General features: G+C 58.6%; 21 protein-coding genes. 11 read left to right on the top strand and 10 right to left on the bottom strand.

All coding sequences use genetic code 11. The features are described from left to right. The first annotated feature begins 223 nt into the window (after positions 1 to 223). A complete protein-coding gene (locus tag AOC04_RS02480) occupies positions 224 to 1,546 on the top strand; it encodes an MFS transporter (protein WP_060691007.1) in 1,323 nt (440 codons plus the stop codon). 81 nt (positions 1,547 to 1,627) lie between these two features. On the opposite strand, the gene AOC04_RS02475 is transcribed toward AOC04_RS02480, so the two are convergent. Continuing rightward, on the bottom strand, positions 1,628 to 2,383 hold the full coding sequence (locus tag AOC04_RS02475) for a COG4705 family protein (protein ID WP_060691006.1): 756 nt from the start codon (positions 2,381 to 2,383) through the stop codon (positions 1,628 to 1,630). 389 nt (positions 2,384 to 2,772) lie between these two features. Here AOC04_RS02475 and AOC04_RS02470 point away from each other — a divergent pair, with 389 nt between their 5' ends. After that, complete coding sequence (locus tag AOC04_RS02470) at positions 2,773 to 3,030, top strand: hypothetical protein (RefSeq protein WP_060691005.1); 258 nt, start codon at positions 2,773 to 2,775, stop codon at positions 3,028 to 3,030. Between the two features lie 268 nt (positions 3,031 to 3,298). Continuing rightward, a complete protein-coding gene (locus tag AOC04_RS02465) occupies positions 3,299 to 3,919 on the top strand; it encodes a flavin reductase family protein (RefSeq protein ID WP_060696849.1) in 621 nt (206 codons plus the stop codon). A 3-nt stretch (positions 3,920 to 3,922) separates the two neighbouring features. Here the strand turns inward: AOC04_RS02465 and AOC04_RS02460 are convergent, their stop codons facing one another. Both AOC04_RS02460 and AOC04_RS02455 read right to left on the bottom strand, forming a co-directional pair. Further along, the gene (locus AOC04_RS02460; RefSeq protein ID WP_060691004.1) at positions 3,923 to 4,156 is read right to left on the bottom strand and encodes a hypothetical protein; all 234 of its coding nucleotides are present in this window, start codon (positions 4,154 to 4,156) and stop codon (positions 3,923 to 3,925) included. 32 nt (positions 4,157 to 4,188) lie between these two features. Beyond that, positions 4,189 to 4,503 carry a putative quinol monooxygenase gene (locus AOC04_RS02455; protein ID WP_060691003.1) on the bottom strand — a complete coding sequence of 105 codons (315 nt, stop codon included), beginning with the start codon at positions 4,501 to 4,503 and terminating at the stop codon, positions 4,189 to 4,191. 317 nt (positions 4,504 to 4,820) lie between these two features. Between AOC04_RS02455 and AOC04_RS02450 the strand changes: the two genes are divergently transcribed. Continuing rightward, the gene (locus tag AOC04_RS02450; RefSeq protein ID WP_060691002.1) at positions 4,821 to 5,750 is read left to right on the top strand and encodes an AraC family transcriptional regulator; all 930 of its coding nucleotides are present in this window, start codon (positions 4,821 to 4,823) and stop codon (positions 5,748 to 5,750) included. Here the strand turns inward: AOC04_RS02450 and AOC04_RS02445 are convergent. Continuing rightward, the gene (locus AOC04_RS02445; RefSeq protein WP_060691001.1) at positions 5,745 to 7,376 is read right to left on the bottom strand and encodes a 5-guanidino-2-oxopentanoate decarboxylase; all 1,632 of its coding nucleotides are present in this window, start codon (positions 7,374 to 7,376) and stop codon (positions 5,745 to 5,747) included. The genes AOC04_RS02450 and AOC04_RS02445 overlap by 6 nt on opposite strands. Before the next feature lie 112 nt (positions 7,377 to 7,488). On the opposite strand from AOC04_RS02445, the gene AOC04_RS02440 reads away from it, so the two are divergent. Continuing rightward, positions 7,489 to 8,373 (top strand): LysR substrate-binding domain-containing protein, encoded by an 885-nt coding sequence (locus AOC04_RS02440; protein ID WP_060691000.1) that lies wholly within the window; start codon positions 7,489 to 7,491, stop codon positions 8,371 to 8,373. Between the two features lie 62 nt (positions 8,374 to 8,435). On the opposite strand, the gene AOC04_RS02435 is transcribed toward AOC04_RS02440, so the two are convergent. Further along, complete coding sequence (locus AOC04_RS02435; protein ID WP_060690999.1) at positions 8,436 to 9,050, bottom strand: NAD(P)-dependent oxidoreductase; 615 nt, start codon at positions 9,048 to 9,050, stop codon at positions 8,436 to 8,438. Between the two features lie 43 nt (positions 9,051 to 9,093). Beyond that, on the bottom strand, positions 9,094 to 9,978 hold the full coding sequence (locus AOC04_RS02430; protein WP_060690998.1) for an MBL fold metallo-hydrolase: 885 nt from the start codon (positions 9,976 to 9,978) through the stop codon (positions 9,094 to 9,096). 112 nt (positions 9,979 to 10,090) lie between these two features. On the opposite strand from AOC04_RS02430, the gene AOC04_RS02425 reads away from it, so the two are divergent. Continuing rightward, positions 10,091 to 10,990 carry a LysR family transcriptional regulator gene (locus tag AOC04_RS02425; RefSeq protein WP_060690997.1) on the top strand — a complete coding sequence of 300 codons (900 nt, stop codon included), beginning with the start codon at positions 10,091 to 10,093 and terminating at the stop codon, positions 10,988 to 10,990. A gap of 376 nt (positions 10,991 to 11,366) precedes the next feature. Here AOC04_RS02425 and AOC04_RS02420 read toward each other — a convergent pair whose 3' ends face one another. Beyond that, positions 11,367 to 12,260, bottom strand: a complete 894-nt coding sequence (locus AOC04_RS02420) for a helix-turn-helix domain-containing protein (protein ID WP_060690996.1) — start codon at positions 12,258 to 12,260, stop codon at positions 11,367 to 11,369. A 175-nt stretch (positions 12,261 to 12,435) separates the two neighbouring features. On the opposite strand from AOC04_RS02420, the gene pobA reads away from it, so the two are divergent. Next, entirely contained in the window at positions 12,436 to 13,620 is a 1,185-nt protein-coding gene (pobA, locus tag AOC04_RS02415) for a 4-hydroxybenzoate 3-monooxygenase (protein ID WP_060690995.1), read from the top strand. Positions 13,621 to 13,680: 60 nt separating this feature from the next. Beyond that, on the top strand, positions 13,681 to 15,198 hold the full coding sequence (locus tag AOC04_RS02410; RefSeq protein ID WP_060690994.1) for an MDR family MFS transporter: 1,518 nt from the start codon (positions 13,681 to 13,683) through the stop codon (positions 15,196 to 15,198). 74 nt (positions 15,199 to 15,272) lie between these two features. On the opposite strand, the gene AOC04_RS02405 is transcribed toward AOC04_RS02410, so the two are convergent. The 3 genes from AOC04_RS02405 to AOC04_RS02395 all read right to left on the bottom strand — a co-directional run bounded on the left by AOC04_RS02405 (position 15,273) and on the right by AOC04_RS02395 (position 18,101). Continuing rightward, positions 15,273 to 16,094 carry a hypothetical protein gene (locus AOC04_RS02405; protein WP_060690993.1) on the bottom strand — a complete coding sequence of 274 codons (822 nt, stop codon included), beginning with the start codon at positions 16,092 to 16,094 and terminating at the stop codon, positions 15,273 to 15,275. A gap of 62 nt (positions 16,095 to 16,156) precedes the next feature. Next, positions 16,157 to 17,155 (bottom strand): NAD-dependent epimerase/dehydratase family protein, encoded by a 999-nt coding sequence (locus tag AOC04_RS02400; RefSeq protein WP_060690992.1) that lies wholly within the window; start codon positions 17,153 to 17,155, stop codon positions 16,157 to 16,159. 52 nt (positions 17,156 to 17,207) lie between these two features. Then, on the bottom strand, positions 17,208 to 18,101 hold the full coding sequence (locus AOC04_RS02395; RefSeq protein WP_060690991.1) for a LysR family transcriptional regulator ArgP: 894 nt from the start codon (positions 18,099 to 18,101) through the stop codon (positions 17,208 to 17,210). 98 nt (positions 18,102 to 18,199) lie between these two features. Here AOC04_RS02395 and AOC04_RS02390 point away from each other — a divergent pair, with 98 nt between their 5' ends. The 3 genes from AOC04_RS02390 (at position 18,200) to AOC04_RS02380 (ending at position 19,992) form a co-directional block, all read left to right on the top strand. Beyond that, positions 18,200 to 18,601 carry an ACT domain-containing protein gene (locus AOC04_RS02390; RefSeq protein ID WP_060690990.1) on the top strand — a complete coding sequence of 134 codons (402 nt, stop codon included), beginning with the start codon at positions 18,200 to 18,202 and terminating at the stop codon, positions 18,599 to 18,601. Between the two features lie 5 nt (positions 18,602 to 18,606). Then, the gene (locus AOC04_RS02385) at positions 18,607 to 19,209 is read left to right on the top strand and encodes a LysE/ArgO family amino acid transporter (protein WP_060690989.1); all 603 of its coding nucleotides are present in this window, start codon (positions 18,607 to 18,609) and stop codon (positions 19,207 to 19,209) included. Between the two features lie 186 nt (positions 19,210 to 19,395). Then, positions 19,396 to 19,992, top strand: coding sequence for a superoxide dismutase (locus AOC04_RS02380; protein ID WP_060690988.1), 597 nt, complete (start codon positions 19,396 to 19,398; stop codon positions 19,990 to 19,992). The last annotated feature ends 222 nt before the right edge of the window (positions 19,993 to 20,214 follow it).

Genomic DNA, 20,214 nt, shown 5'->3' with positions numbered 1-20,214 from the left:
GCGAGCTGTTAGTTGCCGCGCTGAAAAACGCGCGCCTACAGCAGGCACGCCATATAGGCGGATTTCCGCTCATTCAAACTTGCAGCTCGGCGGATACCCGCTCACTCAAAGTCGCCACCCCTTGTAAACCGGGGCTTCCAGCCTTGGCACAACTCCTGCTATAGCCCTGCAAGCTCGCGTTTTGACGCGCTATAAAAAAACAAATAAAAGAAGGATCCATTTAATGGATAACTCAAGCACCCTGCCTGCCGGGTCAGCTGCTGCAAGCCCGAAAGTGAAGACCACCTCCAGCCGTATCAAATCCATCTTCAGCGGTTCCGTCGGCAACATGGTCGAATGGTACGACTGGTATGTTTACGCCGCTTTCTCGCTGTACTTCGCCAAAGCCTTTTTCCCGAAAGGCGACACCACTGCCCAATTGCTCAACACCGCCGCGATCTTCGCCGTCGGCTTTTTGATGCGTCCGATCGGCGGCTGGCTGATGGGCCTGTACGCTGACCGCAAAGGCCGTAAAGCCGCGCTCATGGCTTCGGTATTGCTGATGTGCTTCGGCTCGCTGCTGATTGCCCTGTCACCCGGCTACGAAACCATCGGCGTCTGGGCACCGGTCCTGCTGGTCTTCGCCCGCTTGCTCCAAGGTTTGTCGGTCGGTGGCGAGTACGGCACCTCGGCGACCTATCTCAGCGAAATGGCGACCAAGGAGCGTCGCGGTTTCTTCTCCAGCTTCCAGTACGTGACCCTGATCTCGGGCCAGCTCATCGCGCTGGGCGTGTTGATCGTGCTGCAGCAAACGCTTACCGAAGAGCAGCTGTATAGCTGGGGCTGGCGGATTCCGTTCGTGATCGGCGCCCTGTGCGCAGTGGTCGCGCTGTACCTGCGTCGCGGTATGGAAGAGACCGAGTCTTTCAAAAAGGTCAAAACCGAACCGAAAGAAAGCGCCATGCGCACCCTGATGCGTCATCCAAAAGAGTTGATGACCGTTGTCGGCCTGACCATGGGCGGGACGCTGGCGTTCTACACCTACACCACCTACATGCAGAAATACCTGGTGAACACGGTCGGGATGAGCATCTCCGACTCCACCACTATTTCCGCTGCCACGCTGTTCCTGTTCATGTGTATCCAGCCCCTGGTGGGCGGCCTGTCGGACAAGGTAGGCCGACGCCCGATCCTTATCGCCTTCGGTGTGCTGGGCACCCTGTTCACCGTGCCGATCCTGACCACACTGCACACCATCACCACGTGGTGGGGGGCGTTTTTCCTGATCATGGCGGCGTTGATCATTGTCAGCGGTTACACCTCGATCAACGCTGTAGTGAAGGCTGAGCTGTTCCCGACCGAAATTCGCGCCCTGGGCGTAGGCCTGCCTTACGCACTGACGGTCTCGATCTTCGGCGGCACTGCTGAATACATTGCCCTGTGGTTCAAAAGTGCAGGTATGGAAACCGGCTACTACTGGTACGTGACAGCTTGTATCGCCTGTTCGCTGCTGGTGTATGTGACGATGAAAGACACCCGCAAACACTCGCGGATCGAGACTGACTAAACGCCCCTGATTCTGTAGGAGCGAGCGTGCTCGCGAGCGTTTAACAGATCGCGAACACGCCCGCTCCTACAGGTTCATCGTTTAGGACAATCCGGCCACCGCAGGCCGGGTTTGTTTGTTTTTGGCATACGCGACCCCCGCGATCATCGCCACCAGTATCCCCGCCAGTACTAGCGACGAACCGATGGTGCCGAAATCCAGCCCGCCCTTTTCATGGGGTTTGGTCAGGAAGTCGCCCAAGGTCGCGCCAAAGGGACGCGTCAATACGAAAGCGACCCAGAACAACACCACCGACGAGATTGTGCTGAAGTAACGCGCCAGCACCACAACCGCAATGGTTGCCCCGATGAACAAGGCACCTCCCGCAAAACCCAGCCCTGAATCATCCGCCAGGTAATCGCCCAGAGCGGTACCCAGGGTGTTGGAAAACAGAATCGCCATCCAGTAGAACATCTCGCCGCGCGGGGTTTGCACCTTGCTGACGTTGAGCGATTCACCGCTCCATTTCCACAGCGCAAAAATCGCCACCAGTATCGACACCAGAATCAATGAGCCCGTGGCGTAACCCAGGCCCAGGCTGCGGTCCATAAAATCCGACATGGTGGTGCCAGCCGTACTGGTCGACAGAATCACCAGCCAATACAGCACAGGGTTGTAGGTTTTGGAGAACAGCTGGGTCAGCAGTGTAAGAACGAACACACTGATCAGGATCATCGAGCTAACGGCATAGCCCACATCAAGGGTCATGGACAACAAGTCGCCTGCGGTCTCGCCCAGGGTCGTGGCGCAGATTTTCATCACCCAGAACGCAAGGGTGATTTGGGGAAGTTTATTCATTCGGTGAAGGCTCCAGGTCTCAAGGGTGCAAAGCCGTTGTAGTTGTCGGCTTTTTTGCCCGTAGAAGCCTGCTACCCACACGTGAAAAATAGGTAACGCGCAGATGAAAAGCCTGTCTGCACATAAGTATTTTCCGAATTAATTATCAGTTAATGCTGATAGACCACTATCAACCTTAGCGAAAACCGGCCCACAGCTGATTCGACCCGTTATCGAACGGGAGGCAAAACAGCTTGTAGAGCTTGTTTTCGAACGGACCTATATATCGAATAAGCTGATTATTTAGTGCTATTTTTTGCGCTTTTTAATCAGATTAATAGGCGTAGTCTTAAACCCATAGCAACGAAACATCCCGCTCTGCACAAGAGCCCGTAACAAGGAGCACGACCATGAAAACCAAATTGATCCTCGCCGCCGCCCTCTCCGTCCTGGCTTTCAACGCTTTTGCCGGTGATGGTTTTGATCGCACCCAGTCAGCAACCTTTGCTGAAGACGGCTACAGCCGCACAGGTTCTGCCGCAGTTGCTGGCGACGGTTACGACCGTACCGGTTCTGCCACTTTTGCCGAAGACGGTTACAGCCGCACCCAGTCGGCTACTTTCGCCGCTGACGGCTATGATCGCACCCACGGCGCCCGCTTCAGCTAACACCTGAAACTGGCACTCCAGCCCGGCTTCGGCCGGGCTTAGTCGTTTCTGGAGGATGGTAAATGGCAATGGCCTCTACCTGTAGGAGCGAGCTGTCTGATGGCTGCGGCGCTGCGTTGAAAATGCTCGCGAGCAAGCTCGCTCCTACAGGGTTTAGGGGTGTTCCAATCACGCCCAAAATCTGAAAAAAAAAAATCTTGTTTTGTCATTCAACAAAATGGCTTGCACTATGTTGCCCCTCTATCTCAGCCGTTTGCGGACTCTTGCCATGCATGACGACATCCATTTCTACGAACCGTCCAAGGGCCACGGCCTCCCCCATGATCCGTTCAACGCCATCGTCGGGCCGCGGCCGATCGGCTGGATTTCGTCGCAGGATGCCCAGGGCCGGCTGAACCTTGCGCCCTACAGCTTTTTCAATGCGTTCAACTACATCCCGCCAATCATCGGGTTTAGCAGTGTGGGCCGCAAAGACAGCCTCAATAACATCGAGCAAACCGGCGAGTTCGTCTGGAACCTGGCTACCCGGCCTTTGGCCGAGGCGATGAACCAGAGCTGCGCGATGGTCGCGCCAGAGGTCAATGAGTTCGAACTGGCAGGGTTGACGACTGCGGCCTCACGCATTGTGAGTGTGCCCCGGGTGGCTGAAACCCCGGTGTCGTTCGAGTGCAAGGTGACGCAAATCATCCAGCTGCAACGGGCAGATAAAGAACTAGTGCCAAGCTGGCTGATTCTGGGAGAAGTGGTGGCGGTACATATCGCCAGACATCTGCTTAAAGACGGGATTTACGATACCGCCGCCGCTGAACCCATTTTACGCGGCGGCGGCCCGGCGGATTACTTCCAGCTGGGGCCTGAGGCATTGTTCAAAATGCATCGCCCCCGCTAACCGTTACCAGACCAGTTCGCCATCCTCAGTGACGCCTTGCAGGGCTTCAAGCTTTTGAGCCGCGGCAGCATCGGCTTCAGTCGCGGTTTTAAAGGTCTGATCGATCAACACTTTATGAAAGCGCGGTGCTCCCCCTTCGTACAAGGCCTTGACCGCAATCGCCGCGTGGTAAGTCCCGGGCTCTACCGGAACTACCGCTGATACCGCCTCGAACTGTGCAAACTCTTTACGCGCCATGCTGAAAACTCCGGCCACAAAAAACCGGCATTCTACCTGCTCAACCCGCCAGCATCGCTGAAGGTTTTGAAATCGATGCTTTCCACCACCTGCTGGTGTACCAGCAAGCTGTAGATGTCCATCGCTGCTGAGTTGAAATAGGCCTGCATCGAGGGCTCATCCTGCCAATAGCCTGCGACATGCCATAACAGCGGATCACTGTCGCAATGCTGCATGGCGAAGTGCAGGCAACCTGCGGTTTTGCGGGTGGGCTCGACCAGTTGGTCGAGACAGGCTTGCACTTGGGCCGAGCACCCGGCGCGAGCGCGAACCAAGGTCATATGACTGACGGCATTGGGCTGGGGCATGGTGGCCTCCACAAAATAAAGTGGCACAGGAGAGAGATTCAAAGCTTATAGCCCCGAACTCCTGGCCGTTAGTCGATTCCTGCCCCTGGCTTGCACGATTCTGCAAAACCTCGCATTTCACCCTGCTGTTCCCTGGTACTACCAAACTGACCGGGCGCCATGGTTTCAAGCAATGATCAGCCTCTGCGACGGCATCACCAGAGCGTTAAGACCCGGCGCTGACAGAATCAGGCAAGTCTTCGGCAGAAATCGACTACCCCTGTGCCTTGCACAAACTTAAGCTGTGCCCACCCTGGCGCTTTAATGAGGATGTTCCCATGTCACTGCTGGAACCGTCGCGACCCGCGCTCGACCCCGCGCTAGAAAAGCAGCGCGTGGAACTGGCTGACCTGATCTGCCGACACGCCAGTACAGACGGCACCTTCACCACTCCCGTCGAGGCGCTGTTTGTTTCGCGCTACAGCCAACCCAGCGACTTCTCTCCGAGCCTTCCCAAACCGGCGCTGTGCATCATGGCCCAGGGCCGAAAGGAGGTGCGGCTGGCAGATGAGTACTTCGCCTACGATCCACTTAATTACCTGGTGGTTTCGGTATCCATGCCAATCAGTGGCCGGGTCCTGGAAATCTCCCCCGAACGGCCGGTTCTGGCCTTGCGCCTGGATATTGACCCGGTAGAAATCACCACGTTGATCAGCGATGCCGGGCCCATGGGCGTACCGTCGCGACCTGCGGGCCGGGGCCTGTATGTCGAGCCCATCGACCAGCCGATGCTCGATGCGTTGCTGCGTCTGACCCGCCTGCTCGACACTCCGAAAGATATCGCCATGCTGGCGCCACTGATCCGCCGCGAGATTTTGTATCGTCTGTTGCGCAGCCCGCAGGGCTACCGGCTGTATGAAATTGCCAGCGAGAACAGTCAGACCCATCGTGTGAGTCGGGCCATTTCCTGGCTCAACGGCAACTTCGAACAACCTCTGCGCATAGACAGCCTGGCCCGCGAGGCCAATCTCAGCGTGTCGACCCTGCACCACCGTTTCAAGGCGATGACAGCCATGAGCCCGTTGCAGTACCAAAAACAGCTACGCCTCAACGAAGCGCGGCGGCTGATGCTCAGCGAAGGGCTGGATGCATCGGCCGCCGGTTATCGCGTGGGCTATGAAAGCCCGTCGCAATTCAGCCGCGAGTACAGCCGTCTGTTTGGCGCGCCACCGGTACGGGACCTGGCACGCCTGCGAATGAGCTTATAGCCCGAGCGATTGCTGCCAGTTGTGCTCGTCGATTTCGATCACGGTCGGCCCCTGACGGTCGGCGGCACTGGCCAGTGCATCGCGCAATTGCCCTTCACCCTCAACCGCCAGCGCGGTACAGCCCATGGCTTTGGCCACAGCGATAAAATCCGGGGTGTAGATGTCGACGCCGACCGGCTCGATGGCGCGATTGAGCATGTACTTCTTGATTTCGCCGTAGCCCTGATTGTTCCACAGCAACACGATGACCGGCGTGCGTGCTTCAACCGCGCTGGCCAGTTCCGCCAGGGTAAATTGCAAACCGCCATCGCCGATCAGGCATAGCACCGGACCACCCGCCCGGCCGCCGCTACGACGCCCCAGCCAGGCACCAACGGCCGCCGGCAAGGCATATCCCAGGGTCCCGTAGCCAGTCGAAGAGTTGAACCAGCGCCGCGGCTGATCGGGATTGAAGGTCAGGTTGCCGGTGTACACCGGCTGGGTTGAATCGCCGACACACACGGCATCCGGCAACACGTCGAAGACCGTCTGCAAAAAGTGCGTTTGCGCGCGGGTGGGCGCATCCCATTCACTTGCCAGCTGGGCCTGCAAACGACTGACCCGCGCCGCGCCCCATTCGGCGCAGCGTGCCGGCAAGGCACCAAGATCGGCCAGCAAGGCTTCGGCGGCCAGTCTGGCATCCGCCACCAGCGCCAGCGCCGGGGCATAGTTGCGCACCGTCTGGTCGGGGTCGATATCGACCCGCAGCAAGGCGCCGGGGATCTCAAAACCACCGGCAAAGGTCACGTCGTAATCGGTCTCGGCCAGCTCTGTACCAATGGCCAGCACTACGTCTGCCTCGGCCACCAGGGCGCGGGTGGCGACCAGCGACTGGGTGGAACCGATCAGCAGCGGGTGGGTGGCAGGCAGCATGCCCTTGGCGTTGATGGTCAAGGCTACTGGCGCTCCCAGCCGTTCGGCCAGTTGCAGGAGAGCCGGGGCCGCGTCAATTGCACCGCCGCCAGCCAGGATCAATGGGCGTTTGGCCTGGGCCAGGCGCTGGCTCATCTGCTCGATGGCTGCCGGGGCGGCGCCAGGTCGCGCGATGCTGACGGGCTGGCTGTCGAGCAGCGCGTCGGCGTTTTCCACCAGCACATCCAACGGGATTTCGATGTGTACCGGCCGTGGTCGGGCGGCCTGAAACACGGCAAATGCACGGGCCAGTACGGCCGGCAGCTCAGCCGCCGACATCAGGGTATGGGAAAACGCAGCCACTGCGGCCACCATCGCACTCTGGTTCGCCAACTCGTGCAGCTTGCCGCGCCCACCGCCCAACTGACTGCGCGACTGCACACTGGAGATCACCAGCATCGGGATCGAATCCCCATAGGCCTGGCCCATCGCCGTGGTGATATTGGTCATGCCCGGGCCGGTAATGATGAAACACACCCCGGGTTTGCCACTGGTACGGGCATAACCATCGGCCATAAAGCCGGCACCTTGCTCGTGACGGGGGGTCACGTGGTTGATCGGCGAACCCGCCAGCCCTCGATACAACTCAACGGTGTGCACGCCGGGAATGCCGAATACCTGCTCAACCCCGTACGCCTCCAGCAATTTGACCAATACTTCGCCGCACGTCGCCATCTGTTCTGCCCCTCTTCTTGTTCTCAAATGAACCATTGAAGCGGTCGAGTGTGGCGTGCACAACGCAAACCTGCACATACTAGCCATGTCCTGTGCTCATGGCTGACTTCTGATGAAACGCCTTCCGCCACTCCCTGCGCTGCATACTTTTTTAATCACGGCCCAATGCTGCAATTTCACCCGGGCCGGGGAGCAGTTGCATATCTCCCAGGGCGCCGTGAGCCGGCAAATAGCCGGGCTTGAGGATCACCTGGGCTATGCGCTGTTCCACCGCCAGGCACGGGGTCTGAGCCTGACCGAACAGGGCCAGGCACTGTACCCGCGCATCGAGCAGGCGTTCGACTTGATCGATGAGGCGGTCGAGCAAGCAAGCGTGCGTCGCACCCCGCTGCAGATCAAAGCGCCTACCTGCATGTTGCGCTGGCTGCTGCCCAAATTGATGCAATGGCAAAAGCTGCGCCCGGACGTACCGGTCGAACTGACCAGCAGCGTGGAGCACGGGGTGGATTTTCGCCGCGAGGCGTTCGATGCCGCAGTGATATACAGCGCCACCCCGGGGCCAAAACGCCAGGGTCAACACCTGCTGGACGAGCAACTGACGCCCGTTTGCGCCCCGCAGTTGCTGGAAGGCAGCAATGCTATCAAGAGCCTGAGCGACCTTAAGCACCACAGGCTACTGCACCCCAGCCGTGATCAACGGGACTGGACCAACTGGCTGAATGCCGCCGGGGGCGATGTCTCCAGCATCTGCCAGAATCAGTATTTCGACACCCTCGACCTGGCCATGACTGTGGCTGCCCAGGGCAACGGTGTTGCGATCGGCGACTGGGCGCTGATCGGCGACGACCTGAAAGCGGGCCGTCTGGCCCTGCCCTTTGACCTGAAAGTGCGCACAGGGGCGGTGTATCAGCTTGTATGCTCGCCGCGCAGTGAAGACTCGACGCCGCTGCGCGAATTGATGGCGTGGCTGGTAAAGCAGGCAGCATCAACTTTGTAGGAGCGGGCTGGCCTCGCGATGAGGTTATCGCCAGACCCGCCCGCCCCTGCAAAAGCCGCTGATCAGTAACCGACTGTAAACCGCTGACGCGAATGTACGGGATGCTCTACTTCATCGAGCATGGCAATGGCGAAATCGGCGAAAGTGATCCAGCTTTTGCCTTCGGCACTGACCAGCAGATGATCTTTGCCCAGGCGAAATTTGCCGGTGCGCTCGCCTTCTACAAACTCGGCAGAGGGTGACAGGAAGCTCCAGTCCAGGTCCTTTTCAGCACGCAAGGTATCCAGGTAAACGCTGCCAGCGCTGGCTTCCGGCTTGTACTCCTCGGGGAAGCCCGGGCTTTCGATGACTTTAGTATCGTCGGGCAACAATAACGAACCCGCGCCACCGACAAACAGCAGGCGTTTGATCCCGGCTTTTTTAACCGGCTCGATGATTGCCGCAGCCGGCTGGGTCGAGAAGTGTGCCGCACTCAACACCACATCGTTGCCTGCCACTGCGTCTTGCAAAGCCCTGGCGTCATTGATATCCACGTCTTTGGTCACGACCCCGTCCCGGGCACCGATTTTCGAAGCATGACGGGCGATGGCAGTCACGCTGTGGCCTCGGCGCAGGGCTTCTTCCAGCAATTGGCTACCCGCGCGACCGGTAGCTCCGATAATTGCAATTTTGCTCATGACGTTCTCCAATTGGATTGCTTGGCGTGAGGCAAATTTCGCATCACCACTTCATTTCGCCCTTGGCGACTTTAGCGCTCAGTTCCAGAGAGGACTCTTCGCCCAGATCCGGGTAGCGTTTTTTCATTGCCGCGATCAATTCGCCCGAATTGCGGGCCTTGAGGGTTTCTTCGTCAAATGCCTTGATGTAGTCGCGAGTAAAATGCACGGCGTTCAGGGAGCGGTCGTTCTCGCCCAGATAATGGCCTGGCACGACCACTTGCGGTTGCAGGCTGTCGATCCGTTTGAGGGTAGCCAGCCAGTGTTTGTGGGACTGCGGCGTCTGGGTGTCAGCCATCCAGACGTGCAGGTTGTCAGCCACCACTACCCCGCCGACCACCGCCTTGAGCGAGGGAATCCAGACAAAGGTGCGGTCGGGTTGTCTGCCGCCAAGACCGACAATGTCCAGTTCATGCCCTTCAAGACTGAGGGTGTTGCCCTTGAGAACCTGGGGCACGATCAGCTTGCCCGGTACATCCTTGCCCATCTGCGGTCCCCAGAACGCCAGCTTGGCATCCTTGGTCTTGTTGATGTGCTCAACGGTCGGCCCCGAAGCCAGTACTTTGGCGTCCGGAAAAGCCTGGGTCAGGGTCTCCAGACCGAAGTAATAATCCGGGTCGCCATGGCTGATGTAGATAGTGGTCAGGTGCTTGCCGCTGGCGCGGATCTTGTCGACCACTTGCTGGGCCTGGGCTTTGGCAAATTGGGCATCGACCAGAATGGCGTCTTTTTCACCGCTGACAAGTACTGAGGACACCGGGAATATTGCCGCAGCCCCCGGGTTGTATACATCCAGGGTCAAAGGCATCGGGGCAGTAGCTGCGTGAGCAGTAAAGCCCAGCACAACGGCACTGAGAACGAAACGGCGCAGGGTCGAAAATCCAGGCATGAGGGTATCCAGAGTCGTGGGACGGTGTAAGCGATGGACAGAGCTTAGTAGCACCACAGCCAACTAAAAATGCGATGCTTGAACATAGTCTGTTTCGGATATCGGGCAAATCATGGATCGTCTTACTGCAATGCGGGTGTTCACCACCGTCGTTGACCTTGGCAGCCAGTCGGCAGCGGCCGACCATCTGGACCTGTCGCGACCTGTCGTTTCGCGCTACCTGGCTGAACTCGAAGAGTGGGTGGGCGCACGCTTGATGCACCGCACCACGCGCAAACTGAGCCTGACCGCCGCCGGTTTCGAAACGCTGCCCCGCTGTCGGCAACTACTGGAACTGGCTGATGACCTGCAAGCCACAGTCAGTGTTCCGGGTGATGCGCCGCGGGGCTTGTTACGCATCAGCGTCAGCACCTCATTCGGCCAGGCCCAGCTGGCTAGTGCCGTTACTGACTATGTAAGGCTCAATCCACAGGTCAGCATCGATCTGCAAATGCTCGACCGCACAGTGAATCTGGTGGATGAACGTATTGATCTGGCGATTCGTACCAGCAATGACCTGGACCCGAACCTGATTGCCCGCAAGTTGACGGTCTGTCGCTCCGTGCTGTGTGCGTCCCCGGCCTATTTACGTGAACATCCGGCACCGCAGCAGGTTGAAGAACTCAGCCGGCACAACTGCCTGACCCACTCCTATTACGGCAAAAGCCTGTGGCATTTCACCCGGGGCGGTGAAGACGTCGCAGTACCGGTGCAAGGCAATATCAGCGCCAATGAAGCCAGCACGCTGTTGAGCGCCACACTGGCGGGGGCCGGTGTTTCGTTGCTGCCCACGTATCAGGCCGGGATTCATGTGCAACAGGGCACACTGGTACGTCTGCTGCCGCAAGCTGAGCCCCGGGTATTGAACATTTACGCGGTGTACGCCTCGCGCAAACACATGCCCGCCACATTGCGCAGCATGCTCGACTTTCTCGCCGCGCGGTTTACCGAAGAGCCTGCGTGGGACATCTGAAAAACCACTTTGCACGGGGCCAAATAATCATGCGAGTAGTCCATTTGGAGGATGAAGCGCTGCATGACCACTCGTACAAATAGCATGGCAAGTAATAGGGTCTATTGACGCTTGGTTGTGGCGCGACAACTAAATGTCAACAGACCCTTGGGTCTGAACTAGCCTCAAGGGTGTGACGTCTAGGAGATGAATGCCATGACCACTAAAACAAAAACCAGATGCATGACCTTGTTTCTCATTTTTGCTGCCGCTGTCCTGTTTGCTGGCGCCTGCTACCGCGCCGAACAAACCCGGCAAGCAGTCGGATATACCGTCAGTTGCAATGGCGGGCACTGTAATTCTGCGTTTAGTGCTCTGAGGTAAGGAAGCCCCGGAGTCAGACCGGACTGCTGTTGTCAGTCCGGTCTGTGCGAAACGCGCTGGGCGAAGTCCCTGTCAGACGCCGAAAAAAACGCGAAAAATACGCCGGGTCAGCAAAACCCAGGCTCTCGGCCACTTCGCTGATGGTCATCGGTGTGTAAATCAACTGCCGCTTTGCCTCCAGTAACTGGCGCTGATGAATGATCTGCAGCGCCGACCGCCCCGCCAGCTCGCGACAGATGCTGTTCAAGTGCGCCACCGAAATGCCTACCTGGTGCGCCAACTGCTCAACGGACGGCTGCTCGCGAAATAATGTCTCGACCCGTTGATTGAACTGGCTCAAATACTCTCGGCCGCGTTGCGGCAACTGTCGCGATTCATAACGCACCATCACCTGACGCGTGACCCACACCAAAAGCACACTGATCAGCGATTGCAGGAGCATGTCGCGGGCAGGCTGTGCGCCCACATATTCGCTTTGCAGCACACTGAACAGATTATTCAGGTAATGCCGGTCCTTGCCTGCCGGGTAGCTGGCAACCCGTTGCAAAGCACTTATCGAACCGCCCAGCCGGGCTTGCAATTGCGCCACCAGCGGTGCCGCCAGCGTCAGCACAAACCCCTCAACGTTGGGCGAAAACTGAAAACCGTGGACGCACAACGGCGGGATGACCTGAATCGCCGATTGCTCAAGTACATGCAGCTGGCCTTCGACTTCAACCTGCGCCCGCCCCTTGTGCACGTACAGCAACTGGCACAAATCAGCATGCCGGTGCGCACGAATCTCCCAGTCGTGGACGCGGCTGCGCAGCGAGATGGTTTCGCAGTGCAGCAGGTCGGGGCTGAGCCAGTCGTGCTGCTCACCGTAAAGCTTGAAGACCGGAATCGACGAATAGGCAGAAGGATTCATTGCACCAGAGTCTAAATAATTTGCCGGAGACCGATAACCGCACCGATTAGCGAAAAGTACCGGTAATGACGCTGTTATCACCTTCTATTGCCCGTCTCGCAAGCGAAAAATACAAGCACAAACTTATAAGAACGACCTCGCCGTTAACGGCCGGGGCTTGCCGGAGACCATCATTATGAGAACTCAAGTCGCTATTATCGGTGCTGGCCCTTCAGGCCTTTTACTTGGTCAACTGCTGCATGGGGCGGGTATTGATAACGTCATTATCGAACGCCAGACGGGGGATTACGTACTGGGCCGAATCCGGGCGGGGGTGCTCGAACAAGGCATGGTCGACCTGCTGCGCCAGGCCGGGGTCAGTCAGCGTATGGACGCTGAAGGTCTGGTGCATGACGGTTTCGAACTGGCGCTGGATGGGCGCCAGGTCCATATCGACCTCAAGGGTCTGACCGGCGGCAAGAGTGTGATGGTTTACGGCCAGACCGAAGTTACCCGGGACCTGATGGCTGCACGTGCGCAGACAGGCGCGCAAACCCTGTACAGCGCCAGCAATGTGCAGCCTCATGATATGAAAACCGACGCCCCCTACCTGACCTTCGATAAAGACGGCGAAAGCTGGCGCCTGGATTGCGATTACATTGCCGGATGCGACGGGTTTCACGGCGTGGCACGTCAGTCGATTCCCGAGGACGTACTGAAAATCTTCGAACGCGTGTACCCCTTCGGCTGGCTCGGGGTGCTGTGTGATACGCCGCCCGTCAACCACGAACTGGTTTACGCCAAACACGAGCGTGGTTTTGCCCTGTGCAGCCAGCGCTCGGCAACGCGCAGCCGTTATTACCTGCAAGTGCCGGCCGAAGAAAAGGTCGAGGACTGGTCCGACCAACGCTTTTGGGACGAACTCAAGGCCCGCCTGCCAGCCCCCCTGGCTGAACGCCTGGTGACCGGGGCATCGATCGAGAAAAGCATCGCGCCGCTGCGCAGTTTTGTGGTCGAGCCCATGCAATACGGGCGCATGTTCCTGGTGGGTGATGCCGCGCACATCGTGCCGCCTACCGGAGCCAAAGGCTTGAACCTGGCCGCCAGTGACGTCAGTACGCTGTTCAATATTCTGCTAAAGGTTTACACACAAGGTCGCACCGACTTGCTGGAGCGCTACTCCGAGGTCTGCCTGCGGCGCGTGTGGAAGGCCGAACGCTTTTCATGGTGGTTGACCTCGATGCTGCATCGTTTCCCTGACAGCGACAGCTTCAGCCAGCGGATTGCCGACAGTGAGCTGGGATATTTCGTCGACTCCGTGGCCGGGCGCACGACCATCGCAGAAAATTACGTGGGCCTTCCTTATGAGGCTATCGAATAGCAAGCTATCGAGTAGACTGAGCGGCATTCCACCACAGGCATGCCGCGCACAGGTGTTGTAGTGACCAATCTGAATCAGCCCCCCCAATCCAAACCTGCCATTCGCAGCATTCTGGTCGCCCTGATGCTGGCGATTTTCCTCGGCGCGCTGGACCAGACTATTGTGGCCGTGTCCATCCCCGCCATCTCTGCCCAGTTCAAGGACGTCAGCCAGTTGGCCTGGGTGATTTCGGGCTACATGGTGGCCATGACCGTGGCCGTTCCCATCTACGGCAAACTCGGCGACCTGTACGGGCGCAGGCGCCTGATGCTATTTGGCATGGGCCTGTTTACCCTGGCCTCGCTGTTTTGCGGCCTGGCCCAGAGCATGGAGCAACTGGTGCTGGCGCGGATCATTCAGGGGATCGGCGCGGGCGGGATGATTTCGGTCAGCCAGGCGATTATTGGCGACATTATTCCGCCGCGCGAGCGTGGGCGGTATCAGGGCTATTTCAGCGGCATGTACGCGATTGCCAGCGTTGCCGGGCCAGTTCTGGGCGGCTTCATGACCGAGTACCTGTCATGGCGCTGGGTGTTTTTGATCAATTTGCCGCTGGGCCTGGCGGCGTGGTGGATTTCCTATCGCACACTGGTAGGGCTACCCGTCCCGCAACGCAAACCGATCATTGATTACCTGGGTACGGTCCTGATGATTGTCGGGCTGACCTCATTGCTGCTGAGCATCACCTTTATCGGTCAAGGTCATAGCTGGCGTGATAGCCAGGTGCTGGGGCTGCTGGTGGCTGCAATAATCGCGCTTGGCCTGTTCGTGTGGCATGAGCGCCGCACGCTGGAGCCACTGCTGCCGATGCACCTGTTCGCCAATCGCAGCGCGGTGCTGTGCTGGTGCACGATCTTTTTCACCAGCTTTCAGGCGATTTCGCTGATCGTGCTGATGCCGCTGCGCTATCAGAGCATCACCGGTGCCGGCGCTGACAGCGCCGCCATGCACCTGTTGCCACTGGCCATGGGCTTGCCGATGGGCGCTTACTTTGCAGGGCGCATGACCTCGGTTACCGGCTATTACAAACCGATGATTCTGGCAGGTGCGGTGCTGATGCCCCTGGCAATTTTCGGCATGGCTTTCAGCCCGCCAAGTGCGCAGGTGTTGAGCGGCGTCTTTATGTTGTTCGCCGGGATTGCAGCCGGGATGCAGTTTCCGACCTCACTGGTGGGTGCACAAAACTCGGTACAGCAACACGACATTGGCGTGGCCACCAGCACCACCAACCTGTTCCGCTCACTGGGCGGCGCTGTAGGGGTGGCGCTGATGTCGGCCTTGTTGCTCGCGCTGTTGCACGATTCCTTGCTGGCCCCTGCTGCCGGGCAAGCGATGCTAGGGGAAGGCAGCTCGGGCAACGTATTGCTCGACAGTCTGAATGCGGTACAAGGCCCCGCACTGGCCAGTCTTCGCACAGAACTGCTGCAGACCTTCCGTCACTTGTTGATCATCAGTGCGGTGATCTCACTGCTGGGGCTCAGTGCTGCGATCGCCATGCCCAATCAGGTATTGCGCGGGCGCGAAGACAAGGCTCAATAGACAGTCCCGGCACCAGGTGCAGTGTGCACCGGTGCCATCGCGAACAAGCTCGCCCCTGCAGCTTTTGCAGCCCATCAAGGCCTGGCGCTGATCTGCTTCTGCAGGTTCTGGATCTGGCTTTGCAGGGTGTTGATGTTGCGCGTCACCTGGCCGCGGAATACGTCAAACTCTGCGGTGTTGGTGCCCTGGGCAGGGGCCGGGCGGTTCTCGAGCTCACTTTTGAGCACCATCAAGTCCTGCTCCAGACGCTCTACCGCCGCGCCCGGGTTGCCTTGCTTTTTCAGGGCCGCTACGTCTACCGCTTGCTGCGCGACACTGGCTTTGAGCGTGGACAGCTCACTGGCCAGACTTTTCATATCGGTTTCGAGCCTGGTCTGGCTTTCTTTCTGAGCCGTCACCTGCATCAACATGGCGGCATTGATTTGCTCAAATCGGCTGTCCAGCTCGCCCTGCTGCCCCGTCACCAGACCTTGCTGGCGCTTGCCCTGCTCCAGCAACTGTTCCTCAAGCTGCTTGATCTGCAACTTCAAGGCTTCGCTACCGTTGTTAATACTCGACTCGCTGGCCACCACCTTCCCCGAAATGGCCTGCAAGCGCCCCGCCGCATCTTCACTGATACGGGCAAAGCTTTCCTGGGTCGCCACCAGTTGCTGCTCCATCAACGAAATCTGCTGAAAGCTCCACCACGCCAGCCCCGCCACCGACAGCAACAAAGCACCGATCAAGACCCATAAAGGCCCGGTGCTCGGCCCCTTGACCTGGATGACAGGCGTGTTGCGCGAGTACACCGTGGTGCGCTCGCGAGCACCGCCTGCCGGCTCCGGTTCGTCCTGATCATCCACCGTAGCGCGCAGGGTCGGAACATCGTGAAAGTCGTCGCGGGCATCATTACGCATGGCAAAACCTTTTGTTGAATCCTGAAAATAGCCTCAAGGTACAAGCTTCAGGCACCAGAGGGTTAACGGTAAGGCGATTCCTGGGCTTTCCACCAGCCGCAAAACTCGTCAAGCGCCGCCCATAGACTGACTTTAGGGTCGTAGTCCAGGTAGTGCCGGGCGCGGCTGATGTCGAGGGTAAAGTCCTTGTCCATGATCTGCACGCCCAAACGCGAGAGCGTCGGCTCGGGCTGACCCGGCCACATTTTACAGGCAGCCTCGCTGAGTGCTCCCAGGCTGTAGGCCAGGCCGTACCCACGATAACGGGTGACTTGCGGCACGTTCATTTGGCGCATCACGTAATTGATCACGTCCCACAGCGGGATCGGTGTGCCATTACTGATGTTGTAGGCCTTACCCACGGCCGACCCCGTGGTCAGCAGACTGCTCATCAACGCTTCGTTGAGGTTTTGGATGCTGGTGAAATCGACCTTGTTCAGGCCATTGCCCACGATTGCCAGACGACCTTTGCGCTGCAGTTTGAGCAAACGCGGAAAGAGGCTCATATCTCCCGCTCCGGTGACGAATCGCGGACGCAGGGCAATCACTTCAAGGCCAAATTCCTGAGCACCGAAAACCTTTTGTTCGGCCAGGTTTTTGGTCGCGGCATAGGGGTGCCGGAAACGCTTGGGCAACTGGTCTTCCGTCAGGTCGGTATGTGAACGGCCATCGAAATACAGCGATGCCGAAGACAGGTGCACCAGACGTCGCACCCGTTGCTTCAAGCAGGCTTCCACCACGTTTTCGGTGACCAGCACGTTGTCGCGGTGGAAGTCCTGATAACGACCCCAGGCGCCCGTGTGGCCAGCACAATGCACCACGGCATCGACATCGACACACAAATCGCGCACCAGCAAGCCATCGGTCAAATCACCCGGGATAAATTCAGCCCCACGCCGCACCAGGTGTTCAACGCCTTCGGCCCGTCGCCCGCTGACCCGTACGTCAAAGCCCTGCTCCAGGGCTGAACGCGCGAAGCGTCCGCCTATAAAGCCGCTCGCGCCGGTGACCAGAATCTTCATCAATCACTCCAAATGCTGTAATTCTTGTTGCCTGCTGTTTAAACGCTGGTTGTCAGGCCAAAGGCACTAACCAGCGGGGCGCCGAGCGAGTTAAATGTTCGGTCAATTGCCCCAGCAGTTGCCCACCATTGCGCCAATGATGCCAGTACAGTGGCACGTCGATCGGTTTATCTGGCAAAAGCTCCACCAGCCCCCCGCTTGCCAACTGCTCGCGCACCTGTAATTCGGGGACCAGCCCCCAGCCAAGACCGGCTTCGGTTAGGCGAATAAAGCCTTCGGAAGACGGACACAAATGGTGCTCGAATCCGCCGTCTACCCCAAGCATTGCCAGGTAGCGATGTTGCAAAAAGTCATCCGGGCCGAATACCAGCGCAGGTGTTTTGGGCAATAACTCAGCACTCACGCCGCCGGGAAAATGCCGGGCAATAAATGCCGGGCTCGCCAGCGCCCGGTAACGCATGGCCCCCAGCAATACACTGCGGGCGCCGGCCACCGGGCGTTCGCTGGCACACAGGCAGGCAGCCACTTCACCAGCCCGCATCCGCTTGAGACCCACGTTTTGATCTTCAACCACCAGGTCCAGCAACAGGTGCTGGTCGGCACAAAAGTCACCGACCGCCGTGGCCCACCACGTTGCCAGGCTGTCGGCATTCAAGGCAATCCGCAGGCGCTCGGGCAGACCTTCATCATCGAGTGCCGGTACTGCACTCTGCAAATCGCGCTCAAGTAAACGCACTTGCTGGACGTGGTTGAGCAAACGCCGGCCAATCTCGGTCGGGCTCGGCGGCGTCGCGCGAATCAGCACCGGCTGGCCAATTCGCGCCTCCAGCAGTTTGATCCGCTGGGAAATGGCCGATTGTGACAGTCCAAGCACCTGCGCTGCACGCTCAAAACCGGCCTGTTCTACCACTGCGGCAAGCGCAGAGAGCAATTTATAGTCGAACATCAGTTTTCCTAATGAGCGATCAGCAATATTGGTTTTTCTTATACAGCTTGAGCCCCGAGAATAGCCAGCATCACTTTCCATTCTTCAAGGATCCCTCCATGGCTGGCGAAACCGCCCTGGCAACTTTGTTGCGCAGCATGAGCCCGCATCTCAACGAGGGCGACTATGTGTTTTGCACCCTCCCCGACCATCGCATCCCGGACGGTTGTGAGGTGATCGGCAGCTTTCGGGAACAGGAAGGCCTGACGGTGATTGTCGAACGCCAGCAGGCTGAACAGGCCGGGCTTGGCTATGACTACATCGCCGCCTGGATCACTCTGAACGTGCATTCGGCGCTGCAGGCAGTGGGTCTGACAGCCGCCTTCGCCAGTGCTTTGGGCCAGGCCGGGATCAGTTGCAACGTGATTGCCGGTTACTACCACGACCATCTGTTTGTCGGGCGCAGCGATGCCGCCCGCGCCATGGCAGTTCTGGGTCAATTGGCAGCCAGCGCGGAGTAAAGACGATGTGGCAAAGTTATGTGAACGGCTTGCTGGTAGCCCTGGGTTTGATCATGGCCATTGGCACTCAAAACGCCTTTGTTCTGGCACAAAGCCTGCGCCGGGAACATCACCTGCCGGTGGCGGCCCTGTGCGTGGTATGTGACGCTCTGCTGGTCGCTGCCGGGGTATTTGGCCTGGCGACGGTGTTGGCCCAGAACCCTTTGTTGCTGGCCATTGCCCGCTGGGGCGGGGCAGCGTTCCTGCTGTGGTACGGCACTCTGGCGCTGCGCCGGGCTTGTTCGAAACAAAGCCTGGGGCAAGGTGAACACCACAAGGTGCGCTCGTTGCGCGCAGTCATGCTCAGTGCCCTGGCAGTCACTCTGCTCAACCCCCATGTGTATCTGGACACGGTGCTGCTGATCGGCTCCCTGGGCGCCCAGCAAACCGAACCCGGCGCTTATGTCGCAGGGGCGGCCAGTGCTTCACTGATGTGGTTCTCCGCCCTGGCTCTTGGCGCCGCCTGGCTGGCGCCGTGGCTGGCACGTCCGGCGACCTGGCGTTTGCTGGACTTGCTGGTGGCAGTGATGATGTTCAGCGTGGCGTATCAATTAATAAGTGCTGCTTGATGCTGACCAGAGCGCTTGCAAAATCTTTGGAACCTCTATCCCACACAGTTGTTGCGTGGTTTTGCCGCACCCCCGGTGCTATGATCCAGCCCCTGCGCCGCTAAGAGTAAAAACTCGTCGGCGCGTGTTTGGCCGCCCGTGATCGGCCTTGCGCTCATCGCAACTGACCTGATTAGGAGAATCATCATGGCTTTCGAATTGCCGCCGCTGCCCTACGCACACGATGCCCTGCAGCCGCACATCTCCAAAGAAACCCTGGAGTTTCACCACGACAAGCACCACAACACCTATGTCGTGAACCTGAACAACCTGGTGCCAGGCACCGAGTTCGAAGGCAAAACCCTGGAAGAGATCGTTAAAACCTCTTCGGGCGGTATCTTCAACAACGCCGCTCAGGTCTGGAACCACACTTTTTACTGGAACTGCATGACGCCAAACGGCGGCGGCCAACCTACCGGCGCGCTGGCTGATGCCATCAACGCAGCTTTCGGTTCGTTCGACAAGTTCAAGGAAGAGTTCAGCAAGACTTCCATCGGCACTTTCGGCTCCGGCTGGGGCTGGCTGGTGAAGAAAGCTGACGGCTCCCTGGCCCTGGCCAGCACCATTGGCGCCGGTAACCCGCTGACCAGCGGCGACACCCCGCTGCTGACCTGCGACGTTTGGGAACATGCTTACTACATCGACTACCGCAACGTACGTCCGAAGTATGTTGAAGCGTTCTGGAACCTCGTTAACTGGAAGTTCGTTGCTGAGCAGTTCGAAGGCAAAACCTTTACTGCATAAGCCTGACTCCAAGTAAAAAAAAACCCGGCATGCCGGGTTTTTTTTTGCCTGTTTATAAGCGCCGAAGCGCACACGGCGGGACATTTCGGCAAGCCGGTATCAAGGGCCGGATTTATTTTGTTCAGCCACTCAAGTTAACCAAGCAATATACCGACACAATAGCCAGTGTTGACCTTGCGCAATTGCTGCCTCGAACATCCGCAACAGTCATTCAGCCCCATC

Source organism: Pseudomonas versuta (assembly GCF_001294575.1).
In the GTDB taxonomy this organism is placed as follows: Bacteria; Pseudomonadota; Gammaproteobacteria; order Pseudomonadales; family Pseudomonadaceae; genus Aquipseudomonas; species Aquipseudomonas versuta.
This window is presented reverse-complemented; position numbering and strand designations above follow the sequence as displayed.

Bases quoted from the DNA above. Each gene is read 5' to 3' on its own strand.
- AOC04_RS02480 (WP_060691007.1), top strand. From the start codon at position 224: ATGGATAACTCAAGCACCCTGCCTGCCGGGTCAGCTGCTGCAAGCCCG.
- AOC04_RS02475 (WP_060691006.1), bottom strand. From the start codon at position 2,383: ATGAATAAACTTCCCCAAATCACCCTTGCGTTCTGGGTGATGAAAATC.
- AOC04_RS02470 (WP_060691005.1), top strand. From the start codon at position 2,773: ATGAAAACCAAATTGATCCTCGCCGCCGCCCTCTCCGTCCTGGCTTTC.
- AOC04_RS02465 (WP_060696849.1), top strand. From the start codon at position 3,299: ATGCATGACGACATCCATTTCTACGAACCGTCCAAGGGCCACGGCCTC.
- AOC04_RS02460 (WP_060691004.1), bottom strand. From the start codon at position 4,156: ATGGCGCGTAAAGAGTTTGCACAGTTCGAGGCGGTATCAGCGGTAGTT.
- AOC04_RS02455 (WP_060691003.1), bottom strand. From the start codon at position 4,503: ATGCCCCAGCCCAATGCCGTCAGTCATATGACCTTGGTTCGCGCTCGC.
- AOC04_RS02450 (WP_060691002.1), top strand. From the start codon at position 4,821: ATGTCACTGCTGGAACCGTCGCGACCCGCGCTCGACCCCGCGCTAGAA.
- AOC04_RS02445 (WP_060691001.1), bottom strand. From the start codon at position 7,376: ATGGCGACGTGCGGCGAAGTATTGGTCAAATTGCTGGAGGCGTACGGG.
- AOC04_RS02440 (WP_060691000.1), top strand. From the start codon at position 7,489: ATGAAACGCCTTCCGCCACTCCCTGCGCTGCATACTTTTTTAATCACG.
- AOC04_RS02435 (WP_060690999.1), bottom strand. From the start codon at position 9,050: ATGAGCAAAATTGCAATTATCGGAGCTACCGGTCGCGCGGGTAGCCAA.
- AOC04_RS02430 (WP_060690998.1), bottom strand. From the start codon at position 9,978: ATGCCTGGATTTTCGACCCTGCGCCGTTTCGTTCTCAGTGCCGTTGTG.
- AOC04_RS02425 (WP_060690997.1), top strand. From the start codon at position 10,091: ATGGATCGTCTTACTGCAATGCGGGTGTTCACCACCGTCGTTGACCTT.
- AOC04_RS02420 (WP_060690996.1), bottom strand. From the start codon at position 12,260: ATGAATCCTTCTGCCTATTCGTCGATTCCGGTCTTCAAGCTTTACGGT.
- pobA (WP_060690995.1), top strand. From the start codon at position 12,436: ATGAGAACTCAAGTCGCTATTATCGGTGCTGGCCCTTCAGGCCTTTTA.
- AOC04_RS02405 (WP_060690993.1), bottom strand. From the start codon at position 16,094: ATGCGTAATGATGCCCGCGACGACTTTCACGATGTTCCGACCCTGCGC.
- AOC04_RS02400 (WP_060690992.1), bottom strand. From the start codon at position 17,155: ATGAAGATTCTGGTCACCGGCGCGAGCGGCTTTATAGGCGGACGCTTC.
- AOC04_RS02395 (WP_060690991.1), bottom strand. From the start codon at position 18,101: ATGTTCGACTATAAATTGCTCTCTGCGCTTGCCGCAGTGGTAGAACAG.
- AOC04_RS02390 (WP_060690990.1), top strand. From the start codon at position 18,200: ATGGCTGGCGAAACCGCCCTGGCAACTTTGTTGCGCAGCATGAGCCCG.
- AOC04_RS02385 (WP_060690989.1), top strand. From the start codon at position 18,607: ATGTGGCAAAGTTATGTGAACGGCTTGCTGGTAGCCCTGGGTTTGATC.
- AOC04_RS02380 (WP_060690988.1), top strand. From the start codon at position 19,396: ATGGCTTTCGAATTGCCGCCGCTGCCCTACGCACACGATGCCCTGCAG.